This window comes from Kosmotoga arenicorallina S304, assembly GCF_001636545.1.
Taxonomy (GTDB): Bacteria; Thermotogota; Thermotogae; order Petrotogales; family Kosmotogaceae; genus Kosmotoga_B; species Kosmotoga_B arenicorallina.
Genome location: NZ_JFHK01000004.1, coordinates 55,708 through 75,836, shown reverse-complemented (window position 1 = coordinate 75,836; position 20,129 = coordinate 55,708). Strand labels below are relative to the sequence as shown.

The 20,129-nt window shown below is 40.4% G+C and carries 20 protein-coding genes; 13 read left to right on the top strand and 7 right to left on the bottom strand.

The features are described 5' to 3' along the window. Nucleotides 1–9 precede the first annotated feature (9 nt). From AT15_RS02880 to panC, 13 genes are all read left to right on the top strand, one after another. Nucleotides 10–1,689, top strand: a complete 1,680-nt coding sequence (locus AT15_RS02880; protein ID WP_068346189.1) for a phosphodiester glycosidase family protein — start codon at nucleotides 10–12, stop codon at nucleotides 1,687–1,689. Nucleotides 1,690–1,706: 17 nt separating this feature from the next. Beyond that, complete coding sequence (fusA, locus tag AT15_RS02875) at nucleotides 1,707–3,776, top strand: elongation factor G (protein WP_068346187.1); 2,070 nt, start codon at nucleotides 1,707–1,709, stop codon at nucleotides 3,774–3,776. A 93-nt stretch (nucleotides 3,777–3,869) separates the two neighbouring features. Further along, nucleotides 3,870–4,148 (top strand): DUF503 domain-containing protein, encoded by a 279-nt coding sequence (locus tag AT15_RS02870; protein WP_068346185.1) that lies wholly within the window; start codon nucleotides 3,870–3,872, stop codon nucleotides 4,146–4,148. 15 nt (nucleotides 4,149–4,163) lie between these two features. Continuing rightward, nucleotides 4,164–5,420, top strand: a complete 1,257-nt coding sequence (locus AT15_RS02865; RefSeq protein ID WP_068346184.1) for a hypothetical protein — start codon at nucleotides 4,164–4,166, stop codon at nucleotides 5,418–5,420. Continuing rightward, nucleotides 5,392–5,970 (top strand): HD domain-containing protein, encoded by a 579-nt coding sequence (locus AT15_RS02860; RefSeq protein ID WP_068346182.1) that lies wholly within the window; start codon nucleotides 5,392–5,394, stop codon nucleotides 5,968–5,970. The genes AT15_RS02865 and AT15_RS02860 overlap by 29 nt, the downstream gene beginning before the upstream one ends. Continuing rightward, a complete protein-coding gene (locus AT15_RS02855) occupies nucleotides 5,971–6,687 on the top strand; it encodes a hypothetical protein (RefSeq protein ID WP_068346180.1) in 717 nt (238 codons plus the stop codon). A 6-nt stretch (nucleotides 6,688–6,693) separates the two neighbouring features. Continuing rightward, nucleotides 6,694–7,845, top strand: a complete 1,152-nt coding sequence (locus AT15_RS02850) for an LCP family protein (RefSeq protein WP_068346178.1) — start codon at nucleotides 6,694–6,696, stop codon at nucleotides 7,843–7,845. Beyond that, the gene (locus AT15_RS02845) at nucleotides 7,842–8,945 is read left to right on the top strand and encodes an ABC transporter permease (protein ID WP_068346176.1); all 1,104 of its coding nucleotides are present in this window, start codon (nucleotides 7,842–7,844) and stop codon (nucleotides 8,943–8,945) included. The genes AT15_RS02850 and AT15_RS02845 overlap by 4 nt, the downstream gene beginning before the upstream one ends. Beyond that, nucleotides 8,938–9,600 carry an ABC transporter ATP-binding protein gene (locus AT15_RS02840; protein WP_068346174.1) on the top strand — a complete coding sequence of 221 codons (663 nt, stop codon included), beginning with the start codon at nucleotides 8,938–8,940 and terminating at the stop codon, nucleotides 9,598–9,600. The genes AT15_RS02845 and AT15_RS02840 overlap by 8 nt, the downstream gene beginning before the upstream one ends. Beyond that, a complete protein-coding gene (locus AT15_RS02835) occupies nucleotides 9,597–10,565 on the top strand; it encodes a GAF domain-containing protein (RefSeq protein ID WP_068346172.1) in 969 nt (322 codons plus the stop codon). The genes AT15_RS02840 and AT15_RS02835 overlap by 4 nt, the downstream gene beginning before the upstream one ends. A gap of 83 nt (nucleotides 10,566–10,648) precedes the next feature. Continuing rightward, complete coding sequence (locus tag AT15_RS02830; RefSeq protein ID WP_068346170.1) at nucleotides 10,649–11,017, top strand: DUF3783 domain-containing protein; 369 nt, start codon at nucleotides 10,649–10,651, stop codon at nucleotides 11,015–11,017. A gap of 38 nt (nucleotides 11,018–11,055) precedes the next feature. Next, a complete protein-coding gene (locus tag AT15_RS02825; RefSeq protein WP_068346168.1) occupies nucleotides 11,056–11,901 on the top strand; it encodes a GNAT family N-acetyltransferase in 846 nt (281 codons plus the stop codon). A gap of 12 nt (nucleotides 11,902–11,913) precedes the next feature. Further along, complete coding sequence (gene panC, locus AT15_RS02820) at nucleotides 11,914–12,774, top strand: pantoate--beta-alanine ligase (RefSeq protein WP_068346166.1); 861 nt, start codon at nucleotides 11,914–11,916, stop codon at nucleotides 12,772–12,774. Here the strand turns inward: panC and AT15_RS02815 are convergent. From AT15_RS02815 to AT15_RS02785, 7 genes are all read right to left on the bottom strand, one after another. Continuing rightward, entirely contained in the window at nucleotides 12,771–13,859 is a 1,089-nt protein-coding gene (locus AT15_RS02815) for a cyclic nucleotide-binding domain-containing protein (protein WP_068346164.1), read from the bottom strand. The two genes, panC and AT15_RS02815, sit on opposite strands and share 4 nt — an antisense overlap. 51 nt (nucleotides 13,860–13,910) lie before the next feature. Continuing rightward, nucleotides 13,911–15,134: an acetate/propionate family kinase gene (locus AT15_RS02810; RefSeq protein ID WP_068346162.1), complete on the bottom strand. Its 1,224-nt coding sequence runs from the start codon at nucleotides 15,132–15,134 to the stop codon at nucleotides 13,911–13,913. 16 nt (nucleotides 15,135–15,150) lie between these two features. Next, on the bottom strand, nucleotides 15,151–16,095 hold the full coding sequence (fba, locus tag AT15_RS02805) for a class II fructose-1,6-bisphosphate aldolase (protein ID WP_068346160.1): 945 nt from the start codon (nucleotides 16,093–16,095) through the stop codon (nucleotides 15,151–15,153). Between the two features lie 131 nt (nucleotides 16,096–16,226). After that, a complete protein-coding gene (gene dprA, locus AT15_RS02800; RefSeq protein WP_068346159.1) occupies nucleotides 16,227–17,267 on the bottom strand; it encodes a DNA-processing protein DprA in 1,041 nt (346 codons plus the stop codon). A gap of 2 nt (nucleotides 17,268–17,269) precedes the next feature. Continuing rightward, on the bottom strand, nucleotides 17,270–18,664 hold the full coding sequence (gene hslU / locus AT15_RS02795; protein WP_068346157.1) for an ATP-dependent protease ATPase subunit HslU: 1,395 nt from the start codon (nucleotides 18,662–18,664) through the stop codon (nucleotides 17,270–17,272). Next, a complete protein-coding gene (gene hslV, locus AT15_RS02790) occupies nucleotides 18,664–19,206 on the bottom strand; it encodes an ATP-dependent protease subunit HslV (RefSeq protein ID WP_068346155.1) in 543 nt (180 codons plus the stop codon). The genes hslU and hslV overlap by 1 nt, the downstream gene beginning before the upstream one ends. After that, on the bottom strand, nucleotides 19,179–20,129 hold the full coding sequence (locus AT15_RS02785) for a D-alanine--D-alanine ligase family protein (protein ID WP_068346153.1): 951 nt from the start codon (nucleotides 20,127–20,129) through the stop codon (nucleotides 19,179–19,181). Before AT15_RS02785 ends, hslV begins: the two co-directional genes overlap by 28 nt.

Below are 20,129 nucleotides of genomic sequence, written 5' to 3'. Positions count from 1 at the left end.
GGAATGAAAATGCAGAAGAAGATTTTAGTCATCATAGTAATAGCGTTCCTGTCAACGTTGCTTATCTCCAAAAACATAATATTTTCTTATAAAGGTGAGATATATAGGTTCTCTGAGGATATGTTGCTTGAAGAAGATTCCCGCAGTTATGTGTCAGTCGATTTTATTGAAGATGTGGTGGAAGATAGCATAGTCTCAAAATCTGCGAGCGGGAAAGAGGTTTTCGTAATTCTCTCAAACGGAAAAATGTTGTCTTTTTACGCTGACTCTGGAAAAGCCCTTTTAGATTTCAGTGAAAGCTTTGAACGCGTAGTTGCCTTTAAAAACTCCAAGATTTATATAGATTCCAGTTTCGTCTGTTATTTTTTGAATCTTTACCAGACGGAGACAGATGGAAGTATTATTTTCTATGATGAGCCTTTCAAGCTTTTAGACATCAAAAAGAGCGAAGATGAAGTAATCTTTGAGTTCGACAGATCTGTGCCCATGGAATTTATGAACTATTGGTACACGGAAACCGGGGCATTAATTGTCACATTCAAGCCCGCATCTTCAAACACCGATTGGGTTAATGAATTTGAAATTTATGTTGGCAAACAAATGCTTAGAATTTTGCTGGGCGGGAAAAGCGAATGGTATCAAGCTTATCCTGTTTTTGATGGCAAACGGGTCGTTATTAAAAAATCTGCTGGATGGGGAAAAGTTTTATCTGCCTCCTCTGGCCCTGGATATAAGCTAAGCAGCATTGAAGGGATAGTTTCCGGAAGAAAATTTGTAATTACGCGCCTTGAAATCGAACCGGAAATTTTCGAAATCAACCTGGCTTATGGTGGCGAAGGGATCCCATCGGTTGGTGATATACAGAAGATTGCAGAAAAAAGCGACGCATTTGCCGTGATAAATGCCGGATATTTTGACCCATCAAACAATTATCCTATTGGTTTGCTGGTCGACAAAGGTAATATTGTCAGCCTCCCTTCACTTGGAAGACCTGTCTTTTTTATTACAAAGGATGGCAAAGCGGGCATTTCGAGAATGGATGTTGAATTGTTTCTGAAGGTTAATGGAAGAAAGGTAAAAGTCAAAGGTGTTAATACAGCTTATAAAGGGGAGCTTCTCCTTTATAATGAGCGCTTTAGCGGCATAATTCCATACTACAACGATTTCATTTATTTAAAAATAAAAAATGGTATTGTGGTAAGTAAAGGATATAATGAAAAGGTGGAGAAAGGGACCCGTCTGCTGTTGATTTCACCGACGGGTCTCGAAAAAACCGGTAAAATCAATGTTGGGCAAAAAGTCGAATTCGAAATCTATAACAGCTACGGTTATGACCTCGAGTTCGCAGTAGAAGGCGGTCCATTGATAATATCTGATGGGCAACCAGCAAGTGAATATGAGAGGAATTTCTACAATTCTTCTCTGCTTGATAACAGAGCACCAAGGACCTTTGTGGGAATAACAGAACACAAATCGTTAGTGATTATGATTGTCGATGGGTATCAGTCGAAAAGCTATGGATTAAGTTTCAAAGAGATGATAGAATTTTTTTCAGACAAAGGATTTTCCTATTTGATGTGTTTGGACGGTGGGCGAAGTTCAGCGATTGTTGTTGAGGGCAGACTGTTGAATTCACCACCCTCTGGATCGCCTATCCTTCCTGTTGCCATAATGATAGATTATAAATAGTTTTGGAGGTGGAGTTTATGGACAGAATCAATCCCAGGGACAAACGAAATGTGGTTCTTTTGGGGCATCACGGCTGTGGGAAAACCCATTTGATCGATTCCATTCTTTTTACTTCGGGAAAAATCGACAGAACGGGTGTATTTGTAACTGATACTGAAGAGGTCGAGAAGAACCGAAACGCAAGTTTTTCTCTTGGAATTACTGGTTTAAGCCATAAAGGCGTGAGAATAAACTTGGTGGACACCCCTGGCATGGCAGAATTCCATGCCGAAACTGTGAATGGCCTCTATTCCTCTGAAAATGTTTTAATGGTTATTAACGCCGTTTCTGGTATGGAAATTATGACGGAAAGGTTCGGGAATATAGCCAAGGAGTTAAACAAAAGCATAATGGTCTTTTTTAACATGATGGATAAGGATCGCGCAGGCTATGAAGATGCTCTTGAAGAAATCAGGGAAACCTTTGAGAGAACTCCTGTCTTGTTACAGCTTCCCATAGGAAACGCCTCGGAATTCAAGGGAATTGTAGACCTTGTAGAAAACAAGGCCTATGTTTATGAAGGTGAAACTGGAAAATTCAGCGTAGAAGAAGTTCCAGCTGATCTTCGAGACGCCGTGGAAGAAGCCCGCACAAAGATGATAGAAGACGTTGTTGAAACAGATGAAGTGCTAATGGAAAAATATTTCGAGGGTGAAGAAATCTCAACAGAAGAGCTTAAGAGCACTCTGAGAAAAGCATATGTTGAAAACCAGATAATTCCTGTACTTCTCGGATCGGCTATGAAAAACGTAGGAATCAACCTTCTCTTAGACACTTTTGTTGCATTGGGGAAAACACCTGAAGAGGCTGATAATTGGTCTGCTGAGCTTGTAAATGGTGGCGAAATACAGGTAGAACCTCTTGAAACTGAGCCTCTTGTTGGATACATTTTTAAATCCACAGTCGATCCTTTTGTTGGAAAGATCACGTTCATAAAGATTGTTTCCGGTTCTTTGAAACAGGGTGATTCCTTTGTTGTAGTGGACCAGGAATCCACTGAAAAAGCAGGCCATTTGCTTCTTGCAGATGGTACAAAAGATATAGAGATTTCAGAAGCTTCTCTTGGAGATATTATTAAACTGGCTAAATTAAAAAAGAGTGCTGTTGGCGATACGGTGACACATAAAGACCGACAGTTGAAACTCAAATTGCTTGAATGGCCAGAACCTATGTTATCGAAATCTGTTCAGCCAAAATCAAAATCCGACATTGACAAAATCAGCAATGGTCTGTCAAGACTTGCAGAATCTGATCCAACCTTTGTTTGGGAACACGATGCTGAGACTGGTGAAACGGTTATTTCCGGTCTCGGCGGCGTGCATCTTGACATCATGGTCGAAAGGCTCAAGAAGCTATTTTCAGTTGATGTGGAAGTTGGAAAACCGAAAATCGCATATCGTGAAACAATCAGAAGAAAAGTCACTGCAGAGTACAAACATAAAAAGCAAACCGGTGGACACGGCCAATACGGACATGTTCAGATAGAAATCGAGCCGCTTGAAAGAGGTGCTGGCTTTGAATTCGTTGACAAGATTGTTGGAGGTGTAATTCCAAAGAATTACATTCCCGCTGTTGAAAAGGGCATCAGGGAAGCCATGAAAAAGGGTGTTGTTGCCAGCTATCCTGTAGTTGATGTACGTGTTACGCTTGTTTATGGCTCATATCACGAAGTCGATTCTTCTGATATGTCCTTCCAGATTGCAGCCAGCCAGGCCTTTAAGAAGGGCATGCAGGAGGCAAACCCGGTTATCCTTGAACCAATCATGGATGTGGAAATATTCGTTCCTGATGAAAACGCCGGTGACGTAATGGGCGAAGTTACTTCTCGAAGAGGCAGACCTATGGGAATGGAGTCAGTTGGGAAAGGCATCAGCAAAGTTCTTGCACAGGTACCCTTATCAGAAATGCTCGATTTCTCAAGCAAATTGAGTTCAATAACCAGTGGAAGAGGGTATTTCACCATGAAATTCGCTGGCTATCAGGAGACTCCACCAGATGTGCAACAGAAGGTGATTGTTGAAAGACAGCGAGAATTAGAAGAAGAATAACCAAAGTAGAAGAGGGGGCTTAAGCCCCCTTTTTGATTGCTAGTTTTGTGAACTGAGAAATGACTTTTTGAGTCAGAGGTAAGAGGGGATAGAATGCATTTTGGGTACAAAAGTTATGTAATAAGGCTCTATGGAATTAAGTCATTGAAGGAAAAGCGAAGCATTTCAAAAAGGTTGCAAAACGACTTGAGAAAATCTTTCAACGCTTCAGTAGTTGAGAGCGGAAAGCATGATTCGAAAGACTGGCTGGAAATTTCTGTGGGAATGCTTGCAAATTCGTTAGGGGAACTGGAGTCTCTTTTTCAAAGTGTTGAAAAGAGGGTCACAGGAAATGGGTTCGATGTAACAAAAATAGATACTGAGATTTGGTAAAAAGGGGGTGTCAATGTGAAAAAGGCAATATTAATGCTAGTTGTTTTTTTGCTTTTAGTTTCGGTTCTTCTCGCAAAGGAAAGGCTGTTTATTTTCAGCAATTTTGTTGTACTCGTAGGCGAAGCTACGCCATCAACGGAGACATTTGTGGTTAAAGCTCCTCTGAACGCCAGATTGGATTGGCAAAATTTCCTTGCCACAGGATTGCCGGAGAGTACCCAAATTACCTTTGAAGAAAGGGATAATCTTGAAACTCTATACGAAAAGAACCTCGGTAAAAGAATCCGCTTTAGATTCTCATGGGGCGAAGAGAGGGAGTTGTATGTTGTTTCTACTATCCCTGTCTTAAAAGACGTTGAAACCGGCGCAATTTACTACAAACCCGAAGGATATGCGATCTTCCCTGAGACAGAATTCATTTCTGAGGATAGCTTTGTCTTTCATTTCCCAGTTGCCCCAGAAAGTAAGGTTTTTTACACCTATGTCATTACAAACGGGGAATGGAATGCCAGTTATATGATCAGATTTGACGAAGTTAGCATGATTACAGGCTATATGAGCATTAACCTTGAATTCGATCCCGGGAAGAGAGAAAGCTATGTTGTCGCAGCGGATATTCCGGAACCTGGTATAAACATGGCGCAGCTTGTGAGAGGGTTATACAAGACTGAAGCAATGGATTTCGCTGCTCAACCCGAGGCGCAGTCTCCTGATTTCATCTTTTACCAGCTGCCGGTTAATCCGGTGGAAGGCGGATCAAAAGTCGCTTTCCTGTCAAAAGAAATATCGCCTGTTAAGAGATACGTATATCGCCCAAGATTTCTCGGCTCTTTCACCGGAGTCTCTATTGATTATGAAATCGAAAACCTTCCCTTTGACTTGCCAGCAGGAGCCGTTCAGCTTTATGATGGCGATAGATACTCTGGATATACTTCTATAAACACACATGTTAAAGGAGAAACATTAAACCTGATAAATGTCGCAAAGTCCTTAGAACTTACCGCAAAATCAAAGGAAGGAATTATTGAAAGAACTTATAAATCGTTGAAATATCAGAGAGTCTATGTATTGAAAAATGCAGGTTCCGAATCCAAGGAAGTAGAAATTTCAGATGTGCTTCCTGTAGGAGCTTCGAAAGTTTCTTTGTATGTTGATGGTGAAAAGGAGAAGCTTGAAATAGCTGAAGAAGGTGATTTTGAGGTTAAAATCATCGTTCCAGGCAAGGATGAGGTGACAGTAACAGTTGAGTATTCAGTGCCAAAAAATTACTAAACTTCAAACCATTGCAAGAGCTATTTGCAGCGACTATCGGATAAAACACATTCTCGGTGTGGAGAAATTCATTGTTAGACTAGCCCGATTTTATAAACTTGATGAACAATCATGCCGGATTATGGCCTGGGGGCATGATCTTTTCAGAGACCTTGATGGGAAAGTACTTTTAAATATGGCAAGCAGTTTAGGCTATGACTTCAGCGAGCTGGAAGCCAAAAGTCCTATATTGCTCCATGGAAAATTGGCTGCATTGTATATGAAGAGAGTTTTTAATATTGAAGGGGAAGTTTTTAAAGGGATTTTTTGGCATGCTTCCGGATATCCAGAACTTCCCGAATGCGCGAAAGCCCTTATAGTAGCCGACATAGCAGAAGAAAGCAGAAGATTTCCGGAAGCAATATCAATTAGAGAAAATGCCTTTAATGATCTGGAAAAAACCTATGTAGCCGTGATAAGATTAAAGATGAACTGGGCTTTGAATAACAACCTATTTGTGCTTCCAGAAACCGTGGATACCTGGAATCGTTATTGCATGGGGGTGTTTTAATTGGCAACTATAAGAATTCGTAATAAGAAAAACAGAAGCAGCTACGGTATTATGGTCACCCTTATAGTGATTTTGGTGCTTGTTGTTGGAGCGGCTTATTTTTATTTCAAGATAACCGCAATACGCAACAGCGAAGTGTTTCTGGCAAAAAAAATTGACTATTTGATTTACGTTAATGACGATAACCCATTTTATGTTCTCGTGAGAAATAAGAAAGACAACGGGACAGTAGTTCTTGAATTGCCTGAATATCTTGTTCTTGAACCACTTGAAAAAAGTTTAACAGGCGATTCTCTTAACGAAACAAAAAAAATGATTGATTCATGGCTGGGTATAAGCAGTGATGAGTATTACTATTGGGAAACGGATCAGGATGCACTCAAAGAGCTTGCATCGGAATTTGGTCTTAGCGCAAACAACTATCAGGAACTGCTTGATGGATTATCAAGAAGGGGATTGACATTTTTTGACTATTGGAAGTTAGGCAACTATATAAACGCAATTCGGAAGCACGATAGCAACTCAAACCTTTCTAAAGCCGGATTGGCAGCGATGTTAGAGAGATTGAGCCAGGGTAGTCTTAAATTTGTTAAAGTCTCCACAATTACCCGATATCCAATCGAAGTCAGGACTTCCCTTTCTACAAGCCCGGTAAAAAAACTCTATGTTGAGGAAGAATCACTTGAGAACCTCATGTCGCTTTTTGTGGAGTGGTAATAATTAATGTTTTCGAAAAAGGGACTGACTTCTCTTGTAATTGTATTGTTGATTCTTTCTATCATCATTCTTCAACTTATAGTGTATGATGTCTTCACCCGCATTAGATCGTTGGAAAACGCGGGTTTCTTTTTAATACTCGGTACAGATTCTGGAGGCAAGAATTCTTTAGGAGGAAGAACGGATTTTATCCTCGCTCTCAAAACAGGAAAAACAGGATTGGTTGCTGTAAGGATTCCCAGAGACACTCTTGTTTCCTGGGAAGGAAAGAGCTTGAAAATAAATGCCCTACTGAATATCTATGGTATAGAGGCTTTAAAGAATACTGTGAAAAGCATCATAAAGGGTAACTGTTTTGGGTATATAATTTTGGATTATCTCAATGTGGTCAAATTGACCGATTTTATCGGCCCGGTGGAAGTAGAAATTACGAAACCAATGCATTATGATGATTTCCAGCAAAACCTTCACATCCATTTTGATCCCGGAATCTATGAGCTTTCAGGGAATGAGCTTTTGGGGTATCTGAGATACAGGTATGATGCTTCTGGAGATATAGGTCGGATTGAACGCCAGAAAGAAGTCATGGAAAAGCTCGTGAAAAATTTCAGAAGGCTATCTCTTTTAGATATGCTCAAAACAGCTCTTTTTTTTCTTAACACCACACAGACGGAATTCGATGTGATACAAAGCCTCGGATTTGTAAAGGAAATATTTAGAAGCAGTTTGTCGATTTCCTTTGAATCATTACCCTATTACCTTGATGAAAAGGGTAATGTGATTTTATCTGAAGAGCCGGAAAAGGAAGTTTCCGAACCCAGAGTGCTAATAATAAACAACATCCCTGGATTCAAGTCCTTTTCAGAGATTGTTAAAGGCCAGTGGCTTTCCAGGACAGGGCTTCATGTGGATACAGTCGATATGTACCTTCACACATATAATATCGAACAGGAAGAAACTGTAATATTCATAAACAATCCTGCTGATGAAATAATCGAATTCTTTGGGGCAGCTCATCCATTGCATAAACCAGAGGTGTTCAGAACCTATTTGCTTCAAGGCGTTGAAGAATATTATTCTCTTCTGGACGAGTATTCCAAAAATCGATATTATATTTCCGATTACGACTATATCGTTTTATTGGGGAATAGAAAATGAGAAAAATCATTCTTGCCTGGAAACTTGCAAAAAGCTTTGCTTTGAAGGAAAAAAAGCATTTTATAATACCTGTAATTGCAATAGGAATAGGATTTGCAGGTCTGATTGTTATTATTTCTGTGATACATGGTTTTGATGCCTTGCTACTTGATTCGCTGACGGGTTTTTTCCCACATTTGCTGGTAGATAGCACCTCCAAGCCTGTTGAAGACCTTGAAGGGATTTCCAGAGTATTCAGAATGGAATTGTCCGAAGGTATTTTGTCATTCAACAAGGACTTTAAAGGCGTGATCATCTATGGTGCAGATGATGAAGGGATTGATTTTTTTACGCGTTTTGTGCTTTCGGGTACTTCTCCGAAAAGAGACGAAATTTTGATAGGAAAAGCTCTTTCAGAATCTCTGGAGCTTGAGCCGGGTGATATGGTGCAAATAACGCAGGGCATATTATCACCGCTTTTTTCACGAAAAGTAAAGGTTTCTGGCATATTAAAAACAGGGGTATACCAATTTGACTCTAACATATGCATTGTTAATAGCGAAGATAATAGCGGTTTTTGGGCTATATATCTACATGATCCCAGACAGGCAAAAAAAGTTAAAGAACGGCTTAGTGGTGAAATTTCGGGAAATATCTATACCTGGACAGAGTTAAACGAGGGATTTGCGAAGGCTGTAAAGGTTGATGAGCTTTTCGCCCTTATTATAACGGTATTTGTTGTTCTTCTGTCTGGCTTTGGTGTTATGAACGCTATACTTTATTCCGTATTAACGAGAAGACACGAAATAGGTATATTGAGTTCGCTGGGATTATCTCCGGGTTATATAGCTTTTGTATTCTGGATGCAAGCGATCATTGTTTGTATAGTTGGCTTGTTAGTTGGTACTGTAACTGGAGGAATATCTTTGTTTTTCATTTCCAGAGTTAAAGTGCCACTTCCAGAGGATGTTTTTTATACAACTTTCCTTCCTGTAAAAGTCAGTTTAGCGGATTTTCTAATAGCGCTTGCCTTTGAGTTATTGTTGATAACTATCTTTTCTCTATTTCCCTCAAGGCATGCTGGAAAGATAGACCCTATGGAGGTATTAAAATATGAGTGATGCCATACTCGAAGCTCGAAACATCTCTTATTCTTATGGTATGGTAAGCGTTCTTAAAAACCTTAATGTTCGCGTGGATTCACCTGAAATCTGTGGTATCTTTGGTAAGTCAGGATCCGGGAAATCCACTCTAATTGCAATCCTTGCTGGTTTGATGAAGCCGCTTTCAGGCGAAGTTTTTTTAAAGGGCATAAAAGTTTACGAATCCCTTAGATCGGTGCTTTCAATAAGAAAGCGAACGGGAATAGTTTTTCAACTCAGAAACCTGCTCAAAGAGCTGACTGTTGAAGAAAATCTTAGAGTTGCCTCAATGGCAAAAGGGAAGGAACTGAATTCAGGAGAAATCAGCGATCTTTTATCGGCAATGGAAATATCCAGATTAGTTCATCGCTACCCTTCAGAGTTATCAGTAGGCGAACAACAAAGGGTTGCGATTGCCCGTGCTCTCGTGGGGAGCCCGGTGATTATTTTTGCTGATGAACCGACAGGAAGCGTTGATGAAGCTAATAAAAAGGGTATTCTTGCGCTTTTTCAAAAAGTCAGAGAGCGGAAAGTTCCTATAGTTCTAACCAGTCACGATTCTGAAACCTTAAAAATCTGCGATCGGGTTTATGAGCTTAGAAATGGCATATTGAAGGAGGTTCTAATAACATGAGAAGCATACTCAGGGATTTTTCGGAAGAATTCTTTAAGATCCTTAGTTTCCCAAAGGAAGAATGGTTCTCCTTTTGGCTTGAACACAGAAAAGATCACCCGAGACTATGGGAAGAATACCTTATGAAAAATTGCATGAATGAAAGGGATGTTGAAAAAGAACTCCAAAAAGTAGAAAGGCGTGAACTCGATTCACTTCATCAGTCATGGCTTTTGCTGGAATCAAATGCGAAGAGCAGTGTGTTAAAAAGCTTGAAAAACCTTTCTTCTGTGCTCGAATTATCACGGGAAGATTTTGTTGTTTTCATCATGGTGGCTCTTGGAAAGAGCGAAAGCATTATCGTTCCCACTTCCAAAGGGCACGTTATTATGATAGATTTGCTTTCCCTGTATAGAAAGGGTAAACTAAATTTCGCAGGAAACTTCATTATTGAAAAAATGAGGGAGTTCAGGGCATATTCTGAATACATGGTTTCAAAAGACGATAGCGAAGAAGAAAAGGGAAGAAAGTTCGAAAGGATTTTTGAACTTATACAATCAGCTATCAATAAGCCTTCAGGCGAAGAAGCCTTGCAGGAAATTGTGAGGATTCTTGACCATTATGTTGAATATTACAACTGGACAGGCTTTTATATTACCAGCCCGGGAGAACAATTAGAACTCGGTCCATTTGTCGGTGAACCAACAGAACATGTGAAAATAAAGTTCGGTCAGGGAATTTGTGGCCAGGCAGCGAAATTAAAGGAAGTATTTGTGGTTCCGGACGTTGATAAAGAAGACAATTACTTGAGTTGCAGTGATAAAACAAAATCGGAAATAGTGGTTCCTATTATCGATGATGATAGGATTCTTGGAGAGATAGACATAGACAGCCACCACCTGAACGCTTTTTCAGCTGCTGATGAGAAATTTTTGGAGAAAATCAGCGAGCTTGTAGTTAAAAGCAAATTATTGAGTGACCAATAATTCGCGTTTATGGTATTTATGGTAGCAAGAGCGTGGTAAAATTGTTATATATTGATTAAATTGGATTCTGGAGGAATGATGGAATGGGCTCAGAAAATCCCCTGGTTTTATATTATACCGAATCAGAAGAGGAAAAGAGAATAGTGGAAGAATTCTTCATAAATTATGAGACAATTGATTGCACAGGGCTTGAAGAGAAAAAACTCGACTCCATCATAAGCGGTGAAATTGAAAAAGCATCTCACAAAAAGTGGAGTTCTAATCACTATTCTTTCATGATTTTTCATAAGATGGAAAGCAAAGAAATACTTGAAATATTAAAGCATATCAGGCAAGTATCCAAAAGTGAATGGATATTTGCCACGACAACAGAAAATAATCTTAACTGGGTCTTAAAGGATCTTTTGAAAGAGCTCATAGAAGAGCATAGAAATATGCACAATATCAGATAATTTTTTATCTACGAAAGTCGGAAAGGCGTGAATGGCTTATGGATAAGCAATATGTGACCATTGAAGAAGTTTCGCGTATTGAGCTGCTTAACCTTATGAATGAGGCTTTCAGCGATTATGTCCTTAATTTCCGCTGGAATCTCGAAAGCCTTGAAAGAGATCTGATCGAAAATGGCATTTCGGCAAAAGACTCTGCAATTCTCAGAATATCAGGAGAAAACGTCGGTTTTTTCCTGGTGAGTTTAAAAGGTAACATCTGTCGTATAGGCCTTATGGGAATGATTAAGAAGTTCAGGGGGAGCGGTTATGGACTTGAAATGCTGGATAAAATAGTGGAAGGCTGCAAATGGAAAAACGTGAATAAAGTTATTCTTGAAGTCCCGGAAATGGATCATAGCTCTCGAAGGTTTTATGAAAGATATGGATTCAGGGTGAAGAGGGATTTGGTTTCTTTCTACAAATCTCTGAATTCAAATGAAGATATAGATATATCCCTAGAACCATTACCCCTCAAAGAAGTACAGGACATAGCTATAGAGGCATCCGGAAAATACCACCGCAAACACAATTGGTACAACGATCCCAAGACCCTATCGCATCTTAAATTCAATAATTTTTCAGGTATCTTGAAGAATGATAAATTGCTGGGATATTGTGTCTGGAGTTATAAAGATGAGTATGTCTATGTAATGGATTTTGGGCCTACAGCAGAGTCTAATTACCAGGAAATAGTTGAATATCTGGAACGCTCTTTTAATGGAACTTATGAGAAGCTCCTGATTCCCTGGGTATGTGAAGATGATGTCCTCTTTTCCATTTTGCCACCCAGAGGTTATAACAAGCTTGCCACACAGAAGGAAATGGAACTTCGGTTAACTCATTAAAGGGGTGATTTTGTGGAAGTTATCAGAACGGTGCAGGAAATGAAAGATCTGGCATATGGATTTCTTTGTAAAAGGGTTTCTCATGGCTTTGTGCCAACGATGGGTTATCTTCATGAGGGACATCTTTCTCTTGTCAGAAAGGCGAGAGAAGACAATGATATTGTTACCGTGAGTATATTTGTTAACCCGACACAGTTCGGCCCCAATGAAGATTACAGCAAATATCCCCGGGACGAAGAACGAGATTTATCGCTTCTGGCAGGACTTGGAGTGGATTATGTTTTCATTCCCGAGGTTGTTGAAATGTATAAGCCTGACCATTCAACATTTGTTGAAGTAAAAGGATTGACAGAAGGTCTCTGTGGAACGAGAAGACCGGGGCATTTTCGTGGCGTTACCACTGTAGTAATCAAGTTATTCAATATAGTGATGCCTACAAAAGCTTATTTTGGCCAAAAAGACGCACAACAATTCAGAGTAATCAGGAGAATGGTAAGAGATCTAGATTTATCTGTGGAACTTGTTGAAATGCCGATTGTTCGCGAATCGGATGGGCTTGCAATGAGCTCCAGAAATGTCTACCTTTCACCCCGGGAACGTCTTCAGGCGCCGCTTCTTCATAAAGCTTTATTGAAAGGGAACGAGCTAATAGGAAAAGGTATAACCGATGTTGGGACAATTAAAGCAAATATGAGACAAATCCTGGGTAAAGGTGATTTGATAAAGGTAGATTATGTTGAATTGGTGGATGAAGAAACACTGGCTCCGATAGATAACTTACAAGAAAAGAAAAACAAAAAAGTTATTCTTGCTATTGCAGTCTACCTTGGGAAAGCAAGGCTTATAGACAACGAGATAGTAAGAGTACCTTAGTCTTCACCGAGTAACTCCTTTTCATAGGAAAGCAAGTATTTAAGAAGCTCTATACCGGCTTCTGGAAACTCGAATATAGAGATTTTGAAGAAACTCTTTCTATCGATTGAAATCAGCTTGGTGCCTGATTTTCCAATTAAGGTTGAATCGGCCTTTGAGTCAGTTAAGACGTGCAGCTCTCCAAAGGTGTTAAATTTTGAAATCTCAGATAACTTAAAAAACTTGTTTCCCCGCTTTTTAGCTGCCCAGAGCTCACCTTCAACCACAAAATATATGCTATTGAATGCTTTTCCTTCTTCAACAAGGGGTGTGTCTTCCTCGAGAGTGACTATTTTGTCTGCATATTCTTCAATGATCTTTCTGGAAAAATTTTCAGGGTAAGCTGGTACGCCTTTTGTCAGAATAAAGGCAGTTTCATTCAGTTCGAACGCACCGAAAAGCTTCCTGACATAATCTGAAACCACGTCCTTTGAACTGTCGAGAAGGTTCGTTAAAAGCTCAGCGGCAGCATTGAAATTGGAAAGATTCAGTTCAGCCAGAGCCAAAAACAACTTCACAGGTCTTGAAAGAAGGGAATTTTGGTATTGTTTCAGATAACACTTAAAATTGTTGGCAGCATTGGCAAAGTCCTTTTTTTGAAGATATTTGACAGCTTTTCTATACAAAGGTTTCTCGCCAAAAAGCAACGGCGGGTATTTATTAAGCAAATATTGCCTTTTGGATATTAAGATAGCTGTTATTTCTTCAATTGATTGAAGCCTGTCGCTCAATTCTTCGTCAAAGAAAGGTAGTTCTTCCACAGCTTTCAAAAGCGCTCTTTGCAAGAGTTTTGGATTTTTCTTTATAAATCCCAATATTTCTTCAATAGAACCTGCGATCAATGAAGTGTGCCCAACTGCGTAAATATCACCCGTGGACTTTTTAGAGACTATGCTCACAGGATCTATTATGTCGCCGGCAATAAAGATACGGTCAGTACCGTTGCGCTTTAAAATCGCACCACCAGACTGAACGATATAGGCATTTGATACTTCTTGCCCCAGATGTGAGATCTTTTCATTAGGGTTCATCTTTACTTCTTTCACAAAGACAACTCCTTTACAGAAAAAAGTGACACCCCTTGAGGGTGTCACATATCACCAGAGATTAAGCTCGTTGAGATTTTTTTCAACAATCTCTGCTGTATCCCTTGCAATAACCAATTCTTCATTTGTAGGTACTATAAGCACCTTCACCGCAGAATCAGGAGTGGAGATGAATTTTTCACATGCTTTGCAATCGTTCTCTTTTTCGTCAAGCTCTATTCCCAGATATCCCAGATATTTATTCACTACGTTCTTTCTGAGATAAGGGCTATTTTCGCCGACACCGGCAGTAAAGGAAATCGCATCTACACCGTTCATTGCAGCAACATAAGCGCCAATATATTTTGCGATTCTGTATTCATATATGTCGTGAGCAAGCTTGCAGATGCTATCACCGGCAATAGCTCCATCCTCAATTTCTCTCATATCACTGTATTGTCCTCGTGTTAAGCCAAGCATACCGCTTTTCTTGTTCAGTATTTCCGTAACTTCTTTTGGAGACAAGCCTTCTTGCTCCTGAAGAAAAGGAACAATTGCAGGGTCAATGTCACCTGATCTGGTACCCATTACAAGTCCTTCCAGAGGCGTGAAACCCATAGAAGTATCCACCGATTTTCCGTATTTTACCGCTGCGATGGAAGCACCATTACCCACATGGACAGTGATAATCTTGAGCTCTTCGATAGGCTTTCCCAAAAGAGCAGCGGTCCTTGCAGATACGTAACGATGGCTGGTGCCGTGAAAACCATAACGCCTTACTTTGTACTTCTCGTAGTAGTTGTAAGGAATGGCATAAAGATATGCTATTGGATCCATTGACTGATGAAAGGCAGTATCAAACACAGCCACCTGCGCTGCATCGGGCAAAAGCTCTATTGTTGCCTTTATCCCCTGAATGTTCGGGGGATTGTGCAATGGTGCAAGAAAAGCGTTAGCCTCAATTTCCTTTAAAACCCTTTCATTAATTCGCACAGAAGAGGCAAACAACTCGCCTCCATGAACAACCCTATGACCTACTGCACTGATTTCAGACGTGTCTTTAATTACACCAAGTTCTTCGTCTTTAAGAGTTGATATTATCAGATTAAGCCCTTCTTTGTGGTTGGCGACATCTTTGCTTATTTCGTATTTCTCAGAACCTTTCTTGTGCTTAAGCTTTGAGCCAGATATCCCTATCCTTTCAAGAAGGCCCTTTGCAAGGACAGTCTCATTATCCATTTCCAGTAACTGGTACTTGATAGATGAAGAGCCACAATTGATTACCAATACTTTCACAGAGCACACCTCCAGATCAGGCTTTATTTGAACATCCAAGCAATCTCATTCTTTCTTTTATCAGCCCTTTTACATATTCTTTTGGTACTTTGAAGTACTTTCGTGGGTCAAATTCTGTAGGATTTCCGGCAAGAAATTCTCTCAATCCTGCTATAAAAGCCATTCTCAAGTCTGTATCGGTGTTCACTTTATTTATACCATATTTCACGGTTTCTTTCAGTATCTCAGAGGGAACGCCTTTTGCACCCTTGAAGTCAGCGCCGAATTTTTCAGCAAGTTCTACTATATCTTGTGGAACACTTGAGGCTCCGTGAAGGACAAGGGGGATTCCGGTGCGCTCTTTAACCTTTTTGAGCCTGTCAAAATCAAGTCTTGCTTCACCTTTGAATTTAAAAGCGCCATGACTCGTACCGATGGCAGGAGCGAGGAAGTCAACGCCTGTTTTTTCGACAAATTCCACAGCCTCATCCGGGTCAACTAGCGCAGCCTCATGTGCGGCGACTACTACATTGTCTTCTATACCAACGAGTCTTCCCAATTCTGCCTCAACTGAAACATTAACGCTGTGAGCAATCTCCACTACTTTTTTTGTTATACTGAGGTTTTCCTCGAAATTGTGCTCCGAGGCATCTATCATCACAGAAGAATAACCAGCTTTTATAGCCGCAATTATGTACTCGAAATGCTTTCCATGATCCAGATGGAGCGCTACAGGTATGTCTATGGTATCGGCATATTCCCTCACCATATCGACAAAGAGTTTAGCGCCTCTCATGATATTACCATTTCCCGCGTACTTTATTGCCCCTTCTGAAGTTTCAATGATCACGGGGGCACTTTCTTCAAGACCTGCTTCTATTATTGCTTGAAGAAATTCTAGGTTATTGATATTCAGTGCAGGAACCGCGTAAAATCCTTCACTTGCTTTTTCAAGAATATCTTTTGTGTTTACATATGGCATATTTACAACCCTCCTGTATAATGTTTTGTATAAGAAGATCTTATCCGGGAGATATTCCGTTTGACTACTTCTATAATCGATTTCTGTGCTGTCCTGATAAAATTATAACATTGCGTATACGCTTAGCCGAGTCATAATGGTAAAAGCTGCCATAGGCCTTGTGTTTCAGTAACATAACCCTTCAATTGCAAGTCCAGCAATTTCTCCATGAGCTGCCCATATTCAAACCCGGTTAAAGCAAGCATCTGGTTAAAATCCATGGGGCCATTTTTCAATAAATCCAGGATAATGGAATCAAAGCTCGATGTTTCTGAGCTCTCTTCGACAGCAGGTGTAAACTCCGGAAATTCCTCCATTATATCCGCAAGTTCTGTTACCGGTTTGGCTCCATTTTTTATCAGCCAGTTTGTCCCCTCTGAATTGAATCTCGTAATATCCCCGGGAACCGCCAGAACTTCTCTTCCATTCTCAAGAGCAATTTTCGCTGTGATCAAGGAACCACTTTTAATCGCGGCCTCAACAATAACAACGACTCTGGCTAACCCTGCTATTATTCTGTTACGCCTGGGGAAGTTTTGCTTTAATGGAGGCGTCCCTGGTAGGAATTCACTTATAATGCATCCTCTTTTAAGAATTTTCTGGAACAAATCCCGGTTGCCTGAAGGGTAAACAACATCAATTCCTGTTCCAAGCACAGCAATAGTCCTGCCTCCAGCATCAAGGCTGCCACGGTGGGCACAGGAGTCAATCCCTGCGGCAAGGCCGCTGACAATAACAAATCCCCTTTTATCGAGTTCCTTTGAGAAGTTCTTTGCAATATTTGTTCCATAAGAGGTTGCCTTTCTTGAACCAACGATGGCTATTGTATTTTTTTCCATGAGCAACTCTTCATTGCCCTTGAAGAAAAGAACGGCTGGTGGCATGCTTATAGTTCTGAGATAATCGGGATAAGAGCTATGGCCATAAACGAGGAAATTTTTCTCGTATTTCCTGAGCACCTTTTCCACAGAAGAAACCATCCCAATGGCTTTTTTCTGTTTGGATTCTGGAAGAAAAGTAATTCTGCTTTTCAAGAGTTCTTCCAGGCCAATTCCATTGGCCACAATATTTTCCATCTCATTTACGGTAAAATCCCCCGAAAGTGATATCAATGCGTATTCAAAGTCTTCCATTATCACAGTATAAAGGCACTTAAATCTTCATTTTCCGCAATATCCTTTATTTTAGAATCAACGTATTCTCGATCTATGGTTAGCTTCTTTGTTTCAATATCAGGGGCTTCATAAGAGATATCTTCCAGAACTTTTTCGACAACCGTGTACAACCTTCTTGCACCGATGTTTTCGAGTTTTTCGTTGAGTGAATAGGCCACGTGAGCAATCTCTCTGAGCCCATCGTCAGTGAAGCTCAATTCAATATCTTCAGTTTGAAGGAGATATTTATACTGCTTTATAATGGCGTTCTTGGGTTCGGTGAGTATACGGTAAAAATCGGATTCAGTGAGCGCATTCAACTCCACTCTAATGGGGAACCTTCCCTGAAATTCCGGAATCAAGTCCGATGGTTTCCCGACGTGGAAAGCGCCAGCTGCGACAAACAATATGAAGTCCGTTCTAACCGGGCCATATTTAGTGTTGATTGTAGTGCCTTCAATTATGGGTAACATATCGCGTTGGACTCCCTCACGGGATACATCAATGCCACCACCCTTACCGCTTCTGGAAGTTACTTTGTCTATCTCGTCGATAAAAATGATTCCCCGGTTCTGAACTCTCTCAATGGCTTCTGAGATTACTTTGTCCATGTCAAGCAGTTTCTCTGATTCAATAGGCAAGAGGATTTTTCGTGCTTCTGAGATTTTAACTCTTTTTCTTTTCTTCTTCTTGGGAATCATTCCACCGAGAATGTTCGACATGTCAATTCCCATATCCTCCATGCCGGGAATCATCACCATTGATTGTCCGCGCTCTTCCATTTCAATTTCGATTTCTAAATCTTCAAGAGTTCCCTGTCTTAATTTATTGCGATATTCCTCGCGCTTTTGCCTTATTTTTTCCGCTTCATCAGGTGAAGGCCTTTGCTGGGGAGTTCCCTGAAAGAGTTCAAAAATATTCCGTGGCTGCTGGGCTTTTGGTCTGGCTCCGGGTACCAGGGCGTCGAGTATTCTCTCTTCAACAAGAAATCGTGCCTTTTCTTCGACCCCTTTCATCTTTTCGGTCTTTACCATATTGACGCCTGCATCAACGAGCTCTCTTATCATTGAATCAACGTTTTTTCCGACATAACCTACCTCGGTAAATCTGGTTGCTTCGACTTTTATAAAGGGTGCGCCTGAGAGCTCGGCAAGCCTTCTGGCGATTTCTGTCTTACCTACGCCAGTTGGGCCTATCATCAAGATGTTTTTTGGGACTATGTCTTTTCTTACTTCTTCCGGCAGTTTTTGCCTTCTTATGCGATTTCTGAGTGCAACCGCAACAGCTTTTTTGGCATCATCTTGACCTATGATGTACTTGTTGAGTTCCTGAACAATATGTCTGGGCGTTAGCAATTCAAGATCTATCTCAACCATTATTTCACCTCCAAAACCTCAATCGCAAAATTAGAGTTCGTATAAATGCAAATTTCACTTGCTATCACCATTGCGTTACGTGCTATTTCTTCGGCATCCATGTCGGTATTCCGCATCAAGGCTCTTGCAGCTGCCAGAGCGTAAGAACCGCCAGAACCTATTGCTATAACTTCCTCATCGGGCTGTATGACTTCGCCGTTTCCTGATATGAGAAGGATATGTTCTTTGTCAGCCACAAGAAGAAGGGCTTCTAAGTTGCGCAGAATTTTATTAGTACGCCATTCTTTTGCCAGATTTACGGCTGCTCTGAGCAAGCTTGAATTGCTCTCCCGATACTTTTCCTCAAACTTTTCAAAAAGTGCAAGCGCGTCAGCAACAGAACCTGCGAAACCTGCCAGGACTTTCCCGTCACCGAGTTTTCTAACTTTCTTTGCCGTACCCTTCATAACTGTAGATCCAAGCGTTATTTGACCATCACCGGCTATAACTGTTTTATTTCCTTTTTTTACCGCAATTACAGTTGTTCCATGCATTTGTTCCATTGAGGCACCTCCTTTTCTTCCAGAGCTTCTCTTACTATTGTGTTTATAAGCTCTTCAAAATTCATTCCAAAAGCGGTAGCCGACTGGGGTAAATCACTGAGTTCTGTCAATCCTGGAATCGTATTCACTTCGAGAAAATAAAATTCATCTTCTGAAAAGATGCCATCTATCCTTATCATATGTCTGCAACCCAAAGAAGAGAAAATATCACACGAGAGTTCCTCTAATCTTCTAACTTGATTAGCACTCAAGGAAGCAGGAACGGTAAATTCCGTAAGTCCACGGGTATACTTGGCTTCATAGTCATAGAAATCTCTTTTAGGATTGATTTCAAGTATAGGCAGGACAACAGGTCTGGCGTTCATTTCCAGAACAGAAATGGACAATTCTCTACCTGAAATGAATTCTTCGAGCAATACTTCACCATATGATCTGGTAGCCTTTATCAGAGAAGATTTTAACATTTTTGGATCCCTTATTAGTTCAATGCCGATACTGGAACCTTCAGCGTTGGGTTTCACAATCGCCGGAAAATGCTTCCAGTTAGATATTTCAGCATCATTGCAAGATGAGAGCTTTATATGCTTTGGTTGAGATGTTATGCCATTAGTCAAGCGATATGTGATGTTTTTATTAAAGCAAATAGCACTTGTTAGGGCATTCGAACCCGTGTATTTTATCCCTAGCAAATCAAGGAGAGACTGCACTTTGCCATCTTCTCCGAATTTTCCGTGCAGGGCTATGAAAGCAAGATCATGCCCCTTTAGATTCAAAAGAGAAGTCAAATTCTCCCTTTGAAGGTCAAAGGCAGTCACCTGATATCCAAGCTTTTTAAGTGCTCTGGAAACTCTTTGGCCGCTTATCAGGGAAATTTTTCTCTCAAGTGAAAATCCACCATAGATAACGAGAACCTTTTCTCTCAT